At 62.3% G+C, this 11,175-nt stretch carries 9 protein-coding genes and 1 pseudogene; 5 read left to right on the top strand and 5 right to left on the bottom strand.

Annotated elements, in window-relative coordinates:
• Nucleotides 1–54: 54 nt before the first annotated feature.
• Entirely contained in the window at nucleotides 55–1,206 is a 1,152-nt protein-coding gene (locus AC0L2C_RS20185; protein WP_091590728.1) for a helix-turn-helix transcriptional regulator, read from the bottom strand.
• Nucleotides 1,207–1,563: 357 nt separating this feature from the next.
• Between AC0L2C_RS20185 and AC0L2C_RS20190 the strand changes: the two genes are divergently transcribed.
• A complete protein-coding gene (locus tag AC0L2C_RS20190; protein WP_091590730.1) occupies nucleotides 1,564–1,923 on the top strand; it encodes a hypothetical protein in 360 nt (119 codons plus the stop codon).
• A gap of 75 nt (nucleotides 1,924–1,998) precedes the next feature.
• The gene (locus tag AC0L2C_RS20195; protein WP_236473203.1) at nucleotides 1,999–2,430 is read left to right on the top strand and encodes a c-type cytochrome; all 432 of its coding nucleotides are present in this window, start codon (nucleotides 1,999–2,001) and stop codon (nucleotides 2,428–2,430) included.
• 136 nt (nucleotides 2,431–2,566) lie between these two features.
• Here AC0L2C_RS20195 and AC0L2C_RS20200 read toward each other — a convergent pair whose 3' ends face one another.
• Nucleotides 2,567–3,697 (bottom strand): CapA family protein, encoded by a 1,131-nt coding sequence (locus AC0L2C_RS20200; RefSeq protein ID WP_473524236.1) that lies wholly within the window; start codon nucleotides 3,695–3,697, stop codon nucleotides 2,567–2,569.
• A 301-nt stretch (nucleotides 3,698–3,998) separates the two neighbouring features.
• Nucleotides 3,999–4,895, bottom strand: coding sequence for an MBL fold metallo-hydrolase (locus AC0L2C_RS20205; protein WP_473524237.1), 897 nt, complete (start codon nucleotides 4,893–4,895; stop codon nucleotides 3,999–4,001).
• 165 nt (nucleotides 4,896–5,060) lie between these two features.
• On the opposite strand from AC0L2C_RS20205, the gene AC0L2C_RS20210 reads away from it, so the two are divergent.
• The 3 genes from AC0L2C_RS20210 to AC0L2C_RS20220 all read left to right on the top strand — a co-directional run bounded on the left by AC0L2C_RS20210 (nucleotide 5,061) and on the right by AC0L2C_RS20220 (nucleotide 8,543).
• Nucleotides 5,061–5,969 (top strand): LysR family transcriptional regulator, encoded by a 909-nt coding sequence (locus AC0L2C_RS20210; RefSeq protein WP_473524238.1) that lies wholly within the window; start codon nucleotides 5,061–5,063, stop codon nucleotides 5,967–5,969.
• 451 nt (nucleotides 5,970–6,420) lie between these two features.
• Nucleotides 6,421–7,779 carry a phosphatase PAP2 family protein gene (locus AC0L2C_RS20215; protein WP_473524239.1) on the top strand — a complete coding sequence of 453 codons (1,359 nt, stop codon included), beginning with the start codon at nucleotides 6,421–6,423 and terminating at the stop codon, nucleotides 7,777–7,779.
• Between the two features lie 236 nt (nucleotides 7,780–8,015).
• Nucleotides 8,016–8,543: a YHS domain-containing (seleno)protein gene (locus AC0L2C_RS20220; protein WP_473524240.1), complete on the top strand. Its 528-nt coding sequence runs from the start codon at nucleotides 8,016–8,018 to the stop codon at nucleotides 8,541–8,543.
• Here AC0L2C_RS20220 and AC0L2C_RS20225 read toward each other — a convergent pair.
• Together AC0L2C_RS20225 and AC0L2C_RS20230 are read right to left on the bottom strand one after the other, a co-directional pair.
• Nucleotides 8,540–9,937 (bottom strand): adenylate/guanylate cyclase domain-containing protein, encoded by a 1,398-nt coding sequence (locus AC0L2C_RS20225; RefSeq protein ID WP_473524247.1) that lies wholly within the window; start codon nucleotides 9,935–9,937, stop codon nucleotides 8,540–8,542. The genes AC0L2C_RS20220 and AC0L2C_RS20225 overlap by 4 nt on opposite strands.
• A gap of 90 nt (nucleotides 9,938–10,027) precedes the next feature.
• A pseudogene (locus tag AC0L2C_RS20230) lies at nucleotides 10,028–10,381 on the bottom strand (adenylate/guanylate cyclase domain-containing protein); the annotation flags it as partial.
• Between the last annotated feature and the right edge of the window lie 794 nt (nucleotides 10,382–11,175).

An 11,175-nucleotide genomic window follows, 5' to 3' on the forward strand; every position in this document is an offset into this window, starting at 1 on the left:
CAAGACCATCCGCGGCGTTGGATACCTGTATCCAAAGCGGTGAACGAGTGTGGTTCAGGGACCAGGCTGCCCGGCGGGCGGAACGATCTGCATGACGAGGCGCATCAGATCGGCCTGGCGGGAGGCGCCGGTCTTCTGGAAGATATTGTCGAGATGCGTCTTGGCGGTCGCGTTGGCAATGTGAAGGCTGGCGGCGGTCTCGGCCAAGGTGTGCCCGGCGACAAGGCTGGCGAGCACGCGGGTTTCGGCCAGCGTAAGCCCAAAGGCTCTCGCCAGCATTCCGGCGGCGTCATGCTCGTCCGGTGCATTGCCGATGAACACCGCGGCTACCGCCGCGGGTTCCATGCCGGCGCGCAGGTCGCCGCCGGCCATCGGCAGCACGCGGGCGAAGACGGGCGGCAGGCCGGATTCGCTGAGGAGGACGGCAAGCCCGGTCTTGCCGATGCTGACCTCATCCTGAGCCGCAAGCATGATGGCGCTGTGAAGTTCCCTGGAAGCCGACGGGATCTTCGCTTGCAGAATGCCCCGGACATCCTGGATCGGGCCGCCGCTCCGGAGCATGTGCTTGGCCGAGCGGTTGGCGTGCAGGACGGCGCCACGTTCATTGGTGAGGACCACGGCGCATGTGAGCGCATCGAGTGCCTCGGCCATTCCTGCGCGCTCGACAGTGCCGATGTCCAGCATGTTGCTGATTATCACCGAACGGCGCACATGCGGCTGCAACAGTCTGCCAAGCTTGATTTCGCGCTCGGTGATAATGCCTTGCCGCTTATGCCGAGCAACGGCGAAGCCGGCAAGGCGGGTAGGGGTGTGGATCAGGAAGAACGACATGACGTCGACCAGGCCTTGCGGCTTCAGGAACTCCTGAAAATATCGGGAGGTCTCCAGGTAGGTTTGAGGGATATGGCGTGAGACCACATGCGGCATATCGAGCGAAGGCCATGTCGAGAGATCCTCGAGCAGCCGGGCGTGGATCTCGGGGATATATTTCGCCTGTTGCTCCAGCCAGTATGGCTCTATTCCCACGGTCCTGTAGATCAGCAGCTGATCATTGGCGAGGTCGTCAAGCTGCAGAACCGCAGTCTGGGCATCGAGCGCATCCCTGATCCCAGCCAGCGCCTGCTCCCATCGCCCCGGGTCGAGTGCGCAATCATAGATTGAGCCGATCAGCTTCGACAGATCATGATGCGACAATGCCTTGGCCATCGACGGCCCCCCGCATGTCGACAGCGCGTCCGACGCGGAAAGTAGCGCGCTCCCACAGGTGCTCTCGCCTCTCCAAATTTTAGCGATCGCTTAAATTCCGATTATCTCCCCCAAACAGGGGATGCGCAAGCACCCGGGCGGTGAAATACTCTCGTCCAGAAGATAAGGTCACACTTAACTGTGACAACCAGTGGGGTTCAGCGCGTTCCTGGCTCGCGGGCCTTCGCCACTGTGGTGCAGCCGGGGGGACTAATCCAGAATTTCTGCCTGCGTGCGCCGACTAACACGGCGCGCGACCGTCTATTGTTGAAAACTTGAGCCGGGTTCGTCCCGGACAATTCGGGATGGAGCAGCATTATGTACAGATACATTGCTTTTGCAGCACTTTGCATGGCGGCGATGCCCGCGCATGCCGACGAGCTTGGAGCCATGAAGGCTGAAAGCATCGATCTCGCCGGCTTCCTTGGTGTCGTCTATTACACGCCGCAGGAGGACGGCTATCGGGTGGTCACCACAATCGCGCAGGGCGAGGCTGGCTTGCCGGTGCGTTTCGTGGCGACACTGACCGAGAACCAGATGGTCGCGGTCTCAGTGCCGGGCAAACTGGGCGAGTCGGACCAAATCATCGACATATCGCGTGTCGGCGGCAAGCTTGTCGTCAGCCCGCATCCGATAGACGGGATCGTGGTTTCTACCCCGAAGCTCGCCGTCGACTGATCCAGGGTTGAGTGATCCAACATCAGTGATCCAACATCGAGTGGTCCGGGGGCATGCGCGTTGCGGCGGCGCTGGATGAGCCTGCAACATGGGCGACAGACGATGTCTCCATGGTTCGTCCTGGCTGTTGTTGTCTTTACCGTTGCCGCCGGCTTCGCCGCGTCTTCGCAGGCTGAGCTGGCCCCTGGCAAGTTCTACGAGGCTGTCGGCAACAAGGTCGATGCGCGAACCTATAACGGTTTTCGTCGCTACCATGGCAGCTGCAATCACTGCCATGGCCCCGACGGCATGGGCTCGACCTTCGCCTCGGCGCTTGTCGACCGGCTGCCCGGCATCGAGGTCTTTCGGCGCAATGTTCGCGACGGCGTGCGCAGCGGCGCTTCGGTGATGAAGGGCTTCGCCGACGATCCCAATGTCGCTCCCTACATCGACGACATCTACGCCTATTTGCAGGCCCGCGCCGATGGTGCGCTTGGCCGGGGTCGGCCCGAGAGGCTTGAAAATTAATGCATGTCGCGCAAAAGCATGTCCTCGGGCCTGACCCGAGGGTGTGCAGGGTTTTGCGATAACGACATGCATAAAACAACAACCTAAAGCACGTCGCTTGAGCCGGTCGAACGCGATGCGCTTTAGGGCAGGCGCTTCACCAAAGGACGGCGAGACGGTCGTCGCCGAGCGCCACATGCGTGCCGAAAGGTGAGCACTCGCGCTCAAGCATGGCCGCGAGCCAGGCGGCATCTTCACGTAGGGCGCGGTTTAGCCGGAACCTGGCGAGCTGGAACGGCACCAGGTCGAGCGAAACAAGCGTACCGCCCGGTACGGCGAGCCGCGGCAGGTACATCAGCGCAAGCTCACCACGAAACGTTTCGTTGCCGGTGATTCCCTCATAGTCGGTGAGGAAGTCGCCGCATCCGTAGAGGATCAGCCGGCCGTGATGGATTTCGATCGGCTTGGGATGATGGGAGGAGTGCCCATGCACGACATCGAAACCTGCGGCATCGATGAGAGCATGGGCAAGCGCGCGTTGTTCAGCCGGGACCTGGTAGCCCCAGTTGCCGCCCCAGTGGATCGAGGCCACCGCGAGGTCGCCAGGCTGTTTTATGGCCAGCACGGAGCGGGCGATCTGCTTGAGCGACCGGGCCGAGAGATCCGCCAGCAAATTGACGCCTGGCTTATAAGCTCCGGCTGCCCATGAAGCTGGAACGCCGCTCGACTCCAGCGCAAAGCCGAAGACCAGCACGCGGCCGCCGCCGGCCAGTTCGATGACGGCGGGTGCGGCCGCCTCGTCCGCGTCAACCCCGGCCCCGGCATAGGCGAGGCCGGCAAGTCGAAGCGTCTCGAGGGTCTCGACGAGGCCAGGCTCATCCCAGTCGAGCACATGGTTGTTGGCGAGCACGCAGCAGTCTATCCGTGCCGCCGCTAGGCAGCCGATGTTTGCCGGGTTCAACTTGTAATTGATCCCCTTGGGCGCCAGGGACAGGCTGGTGGTGATGCTGGTCTCGAGATTGATGATCCGCGCATCGGGCGCTTCACGCTCCAATTCGCTGAGCGCATCGCCCCAGACATACGCCTCGTCGACCTTTCTCGGGATCGGGCCGTTGACGCGTTCGGCAAGCTCGACATAGGTCGTCGCCGATTTGACATAGCGCTCGCCAAGGTGCGGATCGCCGGGGCTGGCGAGGATTTGGTCGATGCCGCGCCCGAGCATCACGTCGCCGCACAGGAACAGTTTTGCGCTGCTTCGGACGGCGGCATTGTTGGCGATCTGCGGCATTGGATCTGGATCTCCTTCCTCGCCAACCTCCAGTGAGGCAGATGAGCGCGGAGGGCCGAAGCTGCCGATCTCCCCCCTTGAGGGGGAGATGGCCGGCAGGCCAGAGGGGGTCGTCTCACGTAATGCGCCAACCTCCACTGTCGCAAGAGAGGGGGGCGCGCCCGGTCGAACCGACCCCCACTACCCTGCCGGGCATCTCCCCCTCAAGGGGGGAGATTGGCCGTCATCGGCGCTTTCGCCAATCACCAGCGTTGCAGGATGAGGCGCCGAGGCCGCTCGCCCGGATCAGATCGAGGCGCTCTCAGCCCCACTTCATCTCGCCGGTGGCGACCTTGGAGCCGATGTCGAGCGCGACGCCCATGCCGAGGCCGGGAAAACGGGCTTCCATGGCGCCCTTGAGCGCGGCCGCGTCCTTGGCCTTGGCCAGTTCTTCCTCGAAGGCGATGAGATAGGTTTTGGTGTGCTCGACGCCCGAAAGGTCGGTGGCGGCCTGCGGCGTCATGTGGCCGGGCACGACGATTTCAGGCTTGGCGGCAACAATCTTTTCGAGATTGGCGAGCCAGGCGGCGCGCTGTTCCTTGCTCGACGTGTCAGCAGTCCAGACATGCACGCCCGAAAAAATCATCACCCCGCCGAACACCGCATTCAGCGACGGCACCGAGAGATAGCGCCGGTTGGCAAGGCCTTCGGCGTCGACGATCTCGATGGTCTCGCCATCGACGGTGAGCGTCTTGCCGTCGAAGACTTCTGGGATGACAACATCGGCGAGCGCCTGTGGGCCATTCTCCTTGAGCTGCGGCCCCCAGACCGCGATTTTCTTGTCGACGCTGCCCTTGATGGCGGCCACCGTCTCGGCAGCGGCGATCACCCGTGCCTGCGGAAAAACCTGCTTGATCGGCTTGAGGCCGAAATAATAGTCCGGGTCGGACTGGCTGACATAGATGGTGGTGAGTGTCTTGCCGGTCGCCTTGATCGCCTCGGCCACGGCGCGGCCGTCGGAATAGGTGAAACCGCCGTCGATCAGCAGCACCTCGGAGGCGCCGGTGATCAGCACCGGGGCGCGAAAGAAGCCGTTTTCGCCGGCCGGAAAATGTTTCCAGGAAAGCCCGCCAGCCGCATGGCCAAGCCCGGCGGGAGCGAAGACGGCGGCAGCGCCGGCGGCGAGGGTGGTTTTCATGATGGCTCTCCGTGTGAACATGGAAGTCTCCTGGGCTTGAGAATGCGGAAATTCGGGCGAACGCATGTCCCGCGCAGCCTCGACCTCAGGAAGATGGCAAAAGCCGAATGCGTATTGAAGGCCAACAAAATAGACGTAATGTATGCCATTGCCTGACAATAAGGTCGCACTAGCCATGAGCCACGCATGAACCTGAACCGGCTGGCCTATTTCGCCGCGGTGGTCGACGCCGGCTCGTTCACGCGGGCCGCCGAGCGGCTGGGCATCACCAAGGCGGTCGTCAGCCAGCAGGTGGCGCGGCTGGAGCGCGATGTCGGAACGACGCTGCTGATCCGCACGACGCGGCGCGTCCATCCGACCGAGGCCGGCCGGACATTCCATGCCCGCTGCCTGCAGGTGCTGCAGCAGGCCGAGGATGCCTTCGACGAGCTCGCGCAGGCCGCCGCCGAGCCGACCGGCACGCTGCGCATCGCCGCGTCCAACGATTACGGCACCTCGGCGGTGGTGCCGGTGGTCGCCGCCTTCAGCGCGCGCTACCCCGCCTGCCGGGTGGAGCTGACGCTGGGCGATGAGACGATCGACCTGGCTTCCGGGGGATTGGACGTGGCGATCCGCGTCGGCTGGCTGGCCGATTCCAGCCTGCAGGCACGACGCATCGGCACATTTGGGCAATTCATGGTGTGCGGCGCCGAGTTCGCCGGGCGCTTCAGGGCCGGCGAACCGCAAGACTTGGCCGGGCTGCCCTTCGTCGCCAACATGGCGCTGCGCGAACCGCTGCTCTGGCAATTTTCGCGCGGCGATGACGAGCAAACCGTGCGCATGCAGGCAACGATCGCCATCGACGCGACGCCGGCAGTGCTGGCGGCCGTCCGCGCCGGTGCCGGCCTGTCGGTGCTGCCGGATTTTTTGGTGCGGGATGAGTTGGCCACGGGGCGGCTCGTCCAGGTCCTGCCCGAATGGCGGCTGCCCTCCGGAGGCATCTACACAGTCTACCCCGCCGCGAGGTTCCGGCCGCCCAAGGTGACCAGGTTTGTCGAGATGCTTGTTGCGGCCGAGCAGAAGGTCGAGTCAGGCGGGCAGGGGCGCCGAGGCTGAAGCTGCCGATCTCCCCCCTTGTGGGGGTTGAGGAGTGGTCCGCGCAGCGGACGGAAAGCCAATTGCTTGGCTTTCCGAACGACGAAAGCCGGCAGGCCAGAGGGGGGCGCTGTCCCGCCAACCTATCAGTCGATTGCATAGCGTAACCGCGCAAGTTCCCAGCCCATCCCAGTTTGCCCTACTGCAGCTTGAACGCTGACTTCGTGAACACGATCCCGGTGCTGACTTGTGCCTTGGTCAAAGTGCCAGTCAATGTGATCGGCAAGGGTAGGAAGTGGGTGCAAATCAGGAAAACAGTTGCCTTCGGACGTGCCCTTTCACAACGCTGCCGAGCTCTAACTTTATCCTTTTACCCGGCAGCGTCTCGGAGTATAATTAGTCTTCGCTAAAATAAAGGTTTGAAAACGGAAAAACTTCCGTCTTTGGGCGGGGGCACCTATGGGAGGCTCGCATGCTCAGCGGTTTCGGCAAGGCCTGCGCAGTAATCCTTTTTTCAGGGAACTGCGCTTTCGCCCAATCGGATTTGATAGAACCAGAGGCTGGAACGTGGAAGACGTGGGTAATCACGTCTGGCGAGGACTTCCGAGTCCCGCCGCCGCCTGACGCCTCCGCCGCAGCAGCCGAATTGGCACAGATGCGGGATCTCTTGGCGCAAAAGGATCCGGCTGCCGCCGACAAAATCACCTTCTGGGACGCCGGCTCGCCTGGGTACCGATGGATCGATCTGGTCAACAATCGCCTTCTCGAAAACCAGCAGATTCCAAATGCGCACCGCGTCTACTCCTATTTGACGATGGCGATGTACGACGCCACCATTGCTGCCTGGGACGCGAAGTACTTCTACAATCGGCCGCGCCCGAGCGAGGCGGATGCGACACTGGCGACTGCGCTGCCGCCGCCGCGGAGTCCCTCCTATCCCTCCGAGCATGCCGCAGCCGCCGGAGCTGCCGCGACCGTTCTTTCTTATTTCTTTCCCGAAGAGACATCGTCGTTCAAGGCAATGGCCGAAGAAGCGGCACAGTCGCGTGTCCTTGCCGGTGTCCAGTTCCCAAGCGATTCTTCCGCCGGCCTGGAGTTGGGGCGCAGGGTCGCAGAGCAGGTGATTGCGCGGGCAAAGGCCGATGGCTCCGATGCAGCGTGGAGCGGCACTGTTCCGACCGGGCCGTGCATGTGGGTCGGGAACAAACCCGCCAATGTAAACATGCCAAACTGGAAGCCGATCGTGCTGGCTGCACCCGATGAATTCAGGCCGCCGGCGCCGCCCGACTGCCAGTCCCCGGCCGTAAAGGCCGAGATGGATGCAATCCGACAGTCTGAACGAAAATTCCCTAACAGCTACAAAGCGTTCTACTGGCAAAGCCCATCCGGCCTGTTCACCGACTGGTATGACTATGCCAGCAAGTGGATGTTCGAGGACAAGACGGATACGAACCCGCCGCGTGCCGCGCGGGCTTACGCGATGCTCGCAACGGTCTATTACGACGCCTACATTGCAAGCAACGACGGGAAGTACGCCTATTGGTATCTGCGGCCTAACATGCTTGACACGAGCATCACTCCCCTGTTCGCAGTGCCAGCCCATCCCAGTTATCCGTCGAACCACTCCACGCTCTCGACTGCCCGATGCGAGGTCCTGGCATACCTGTTTCCCGGCCATGCGGAGTTCATCCGCAAAGTTGGCAAAGAGGCCGGCGATTCGCGCGTCTGGGCCGGCATCCACTATGAGATGGACAACAAGGCCGGTGCCGCACTCGGTAAAGCGGTCGCGGAGAAATTCATCGAGCGGGCGAGAAAGGACGGAGCTGACTAGCGGAAGGAGAGGACACCTGCTCGACCCGTTCGAAACCTTCTTTGCCGATCGCCGGTCGAGGCCAAAGGGTAGAACGGAACTTTGTTCGCCACGTATCAGAAAGTTGCAGGCGCCACGCGCCTTCATCTTCTGACGCTTTGTGGACCTGAGACGCAACAGGGCTTCCAAGTTGCCGTTCCCCTGCGAAACGTGTTGCGGCCCAGCGCTACAAGAGCGATAATTAGTGCCCGAACGGAATGGCGCAGACGGTTTCGCTTGCCGCGGGGCTGGTAGCGGCCCGGGACGGTCAAATCAGGGAATTCGCCATGCACAATGTCTCTCGGCGAAATGCCATTCGCTTCGTTCTGGCGGTCACAGCCGCCCTGTTTGCGACCTCGATGCCCTCTTTTGCCACGGAAGCGGTTCCGCTGGCGATCAAGGGTTATGACCCAGTCGCCTATTTCACCATCGGAAGCCCCACGCGCGGGCTGCCGGAGATCGAGTACGAATGGGATGAGCACCGCTACCTGTTCGCGAACGCCGAGCATCGCGAGCTTTTCAAGGCCAACCCTGTTCGCTACGCGCCAGAGTTCGGAAATTTTTGTGCAATGGCGCTGGCCCTGGGCGAGCTCGACGAGGCCAACCCGGAGAACTGGCTGATCAGCGACGGAAAGCTTTATATTTTCGGCAAACCGGCCCCGATGGGACCCGCGCTCTTCCAGCAGGACCTTGCTGCGAACATCGCGAAGGCCAACCAGAACCGCGCGCTACTTCAAGGACATTAGCGGTTCATTCTCTCGGCCGGTGGCAGGTCGCCTGTGACGGGGTAGAGGCGGGCCTTGCGGAATCCGTCGCGCAGATGTTCGAGATCGCCAGAGCTTAGAAACTTGGTTCCGAACTCCTGCGGGTCGAAGGTTGGGTCGATGCGGCGTATCATCGTCACGACACGCGCGGCGTCCTCCGCTCGATCGACTTGTGCATAGGCGGCCGCCAGCAGGATACGGCTGAAGTTCGCGCCTGCGGTTGTTCGAAGACTAAGTTCCGCCTGTTCGATCGCCGCGTCGTAACGCCGTTTCAGATAGTAGGCCAGGCTCAGCGCAAAGCGATCGATCGCATTGAGATCGGGGTCGATACGCTGCGCCTGCTCCAAGGCCTCGATCGCCGCATCCGTCTGTCCCAGCCACAACAGGATGGTGCCGCGCCCGGCGAGGCCGTGAGCATCGTTCGGATTGATCGCAATGGCGCGCTCGATCTCAACCTCTGCCTGGTTGTATCTCTGACGAAAGAGGTGGATGTGGCCGAGAGTGATGCGCGCGCGCACGTCGGAATCATCAAGGCTCAGCGCCTTGATTGCCAGTTCCTCGGCACGGCTCAGGAAGGCGGTTGGCGATTCCGCCCAGCCCATCGAGCTGGCAATGTGATAGGTTTCGGCAAGTGCCGCATATGCAGCAGCGTAGTTCGGGTCAAGCTCGATGGCGCGTCTGAGCAGGGCGCGCGCCTCCACATTGTTTGCATGCGTCGGGCTCTGCAATGCCGGCCTGGCGCGCAGCACGTAATCATAGGCTGCGAGATTTTCGGTTGGCTTCGCGAACACCCGATTTTGTTCGATCTGGGTCACGCGAATCGCCAGGACTCTGACGATGCGAGTGACAATGTTGTCCTGCAGCGCGAACACGTCCGCCAGCGCCTCCTCGAAGCGTGCAGACCAAATCACCCGTCCCTGCCTTGTGTCGACGAGTTGCGCGATGACCCGCACGCGGTCGCCGGTCTGGCGGACGCTGCCTTCGACCAGATAGCTGACGGCGAGACCGCGGCCGATCTCCTCCGGGCTTGCGGGCTTTCCCTTGTAGGGGAAGACAGCGTTCCACGACATCACGGTCAGCGCGGAGAACCGACCCAGTGCGTTGATGATATCCTGCGTCAATCCATCCGCGAAATACTGACGAGCCGAATCGTCGCTCTGGTTCAGGAACGGGAGAATGGCGATCGCGGGTTTCGTGCTGACTTCAGCACTTTTTGTGAATTGATCGCCAGAGCGCAGAATGCTGAGAAATTTCCACTCAGAGCCAAGACCGGCCCACAGCGCGCCTACAATAAGCAAAATCATCAGAGCCAGAGCGGCGAACAATCCCCGGCGCCAGCCGGCGGGCGCCGGAGCGGCCGTGGCGTCGAGCCGCACGCGAAAGGCGCGCACTGGCCGAGCGATGTTCTTGAGCTTCTGTTCGCCGATATCCTCAAAGGCAATGTCGAGCTTGCCTTGCACGTCTTCCTGCACGCGGCCCGAGACGCAGATGCCGCCAGGCTCCGCGAGCCCCTCCAAGCGAGCCGCCACGTTGACGCCATCCCCGAAAATGTCGTCATCCTCGATGATGATGTCGCCGACATTGATGCCGACGCGGAACTCGATACGTTGTCCTGCCGGCACCGCGACATTGCGTTCCGCCATGCCGCGCTGGATCTCGACGGCGCAGCGCACGGCCTCGACCACACTCGCGAACTCGATCAGCATCCCATCGCCGGTGGTCTTGACAATCCGCCCGCGGTGTTCGTTGATCTTTCGGTCGACCAGAGCACGCCGATGCGCCTTCAACTGGGCGAGCGTACCTTCCTCGTCGTTGCCCATCAGCCGGCTGTAGCCGGAGATGTCGGCCGCTAGAATGGCCGTAAGTCGCCGCTCTACATGCTCGGTTGACAATCCGACTCTCCCCCGTGCGCTTCGGCCACCTTTTTCCGATAGCTCTGGGCTAAGCACTACGGAACCTAGGGCTCCGTAGTGCTTAGCCCAAGGAGCCCCCAATCGAAGGCGAGCGTCGCGCCCACCGCTGGGGCGGTGGAACCGCGAACGCTATGACCTGCTCGGCCACACCCTCACCGATCTTTTGGCCCGCAACCACATCGGAGCGAAAATGGACCCCGGCCCACATGCGCGCGTCGGCCGCCTGCTTGGCCGTCACGCTCCATCAGCGCGGAGTAGCCCACCACATCGGCAGCAAGAATGGCAGCAAGCTTGCGATCCACGACGGCGTTTTAAGATCACCTATGCCCGAGGAATGCACCATAGCAGAAGTCGGAGGCATTGTATCGCCGCAAGGCCCTTTGCTGTGCATGCACCGGAAGGTCTGGAATGGGCTCAATTGAGACGTTCATCGCCTGCACCGCAGATGACCGCTTGGGGTCGGTTTCGGACGATAAGCGAAGGTCCGCTCCCGAAAAGCGTTGGGAATGTCTGGAAATGGCGCAATCGAGGCGACCCGTGCTTTTAGCCGCTCTGCACGCGGAAGAAGCCGTTGGAGGACTAGGTTGGGTGGAAACTTGCCGTATGCGCGCCTGTCGGAACGATGTGATTGCGGCAAGGAGCGGACGTCGCCCCGCCTATGCGGCTTGCTCACTCTAGCGTCGGGGCGGTCCGCAGACCGT

The organism is Mesorhizobium sp. WSM4845 (genome assembly GCF_055811455.1).